The following is a 1,357-nucleotide window of genomic DNA, read 5'->3' as shown; positions in this document are numbered from 1 at the left end:
GGGGTGGCGGCGGGGGCGGCTCCTACAACGACGAGCCCCCGTTCTAGTCCCCTCCCGCTGCTGACGCAGCACTCGCTCCCCCGCCTCCGGGCGGTGCGGAGCTGTGGCACCGCTCCGGCGGCGCCTCGAGATCCCAGGCCCTCCCGGCCGTAGCGCCGGGCTACCACGATGCCCGCACCAGCGGGCACGAGATGGAGCACCACGATGGCCAAGCCACCGATCCGCAAGCCGAAGAAGAAGAGCAACCCGCTCAAGGTCGCCGGCATCGAGTACGTCGACTACAAGGACACCGCGCTCCTGCGCAAGTTCATCTCCGACCGGGGCAAGATCCGCGCCCGTCGGGTGACCGGTGTCTCCGTGCAGCAGCAGCGCCAGATCGCGATCGCGATCAAGAACGCCCGCGAGATGGCGCTCCTGCCCTACACCAGCACCGCTCGCTGAGGGGAGACGACGAGATGAAGCTCATCCTCACGCAGGAGGTCTCGAACCTCGGCGCCGCCGGCGACGTGGTCGAGGTCAAGGACGGCTACGGCCGCAACTACCTGGTTCCCCAGGGCTTCGCGATGCGCTGGACGCGCGGTGCGGAGAAGCAGATCGAGGGGATCCGGCGCTCGCGCGCCGCCCGCGAGATCCGCGACCGTGGCCACGCCCAGGAGATCAAGGCCCAGCTCGAGGGGCTCAGCGTCCGCATCAGTGCCCGCGCGGGCGCCGGCGGCCGCCTCTTCGGCTCGGTCACCGTCGCTGACGTCGTGGACGCCGTCCGCAGCGCCGGCGGCCCCGCCCTCGACAAGCGCCGCGTCGAGATCGGCACGCCGATCAAGACCGCGGGCAAGCACGAGTTCTCGGTGCGCCTGCACCCCGAGGTCTCGGCGAAGGTCCCCGTCGAGGTCGTCGCGGGCTGACGCCCGTACTGCCTGACCGAGGCCCCGTCCCCACCCGCTGGGGGCGGGGCCTCGTCGCGTCCGCGGGCTCGATCCCGCCTCCGCGAGCATGCGGCGTGCACTGCCGCCCGGGCGGCACCGGACGCCGCATGCTGGCCTGCCTGCGGCTTGGACGCGGTCCCGCGGGAGTCAGTTGGCCTCAGCGGCTGCTCCCACAGCCCCTACAGCCAACTGATCACCGCCCCGCGCCGAGCACCATCCACCGCTCGCCGCGCGCCCGCAGCACGAGCGTGACGAGCCGGGCGCCCATGAACGCGCCGAACGCCCACCACAGCGGGACCAGCCCGCCGTCGGCGGCCAGCACGGCGAGGGCCAGCGGGGCGTACACGACGAGGGTCACCACGCCCGCCACGGCGAGGTAGCGCCCGTCCCCGGCGCCGATGAGCACGCCGTCGAGGACGAAGACGAGGGCCGCG

General features: G+C 73.1%; 2 protein-coding genes and 1 pseudogene. 2 read left to right on the top strand and 1 reads right to left on the bottom strand.

Going from position 1 to position 1,357, the window contains the following annotated elements:
- The first annotated feature begins 204 nt into the window (after positions 1-204).
- Both rpsR and rplI read left to right on the top strand, forming a co-directional pair.
- Positions 205-441 carry a 30S ribosomal protein S18 gene (gene rpsR / locus G9H71_RS22680; protein WP_166174127.1) on the top strand — a complete coding sequence of 79 codons (237 nt, stop codon included), beginning with the start codon at positions 205-207 and terminating at the stop codon, positions 439-441.
- Positions 442-455: 14 nt separating this feature from the next.
- Positions 456-902, top strand: a complete 447-nt coding sequence (rplI, locus tag G9H71_RS22675; RefSeq protein WP_166285004.1) for a 50S ribosomal protein L9 — start codon at positions 456-458, stop codon at positions 900-902.
- Positions 903-1,116: 214 nt separating this feature from the next.
- Here the strand turns inward: rplI and G9H71_RS22670 are convergent.
- Positions 1,117-1,357: pseudogene (locus G9H71_RS22670) on the bottom strand (MATE family efflux transporter); the annotation flags it as partial.

The organism is Motilibacter deserti (assembly GCF_011250635.1).
Classification (GTDB): Bacteria; Actinomycetota; Actinomycetes; order Motilibacterales; family Motilibacteraceae; genus Motilibacter_A; species Motilibacter_A deserti.
Note: the sequence above shows the minus strand (reverse complement) of the source record. Positions and strands in the feature narration are given on the sequence as shown.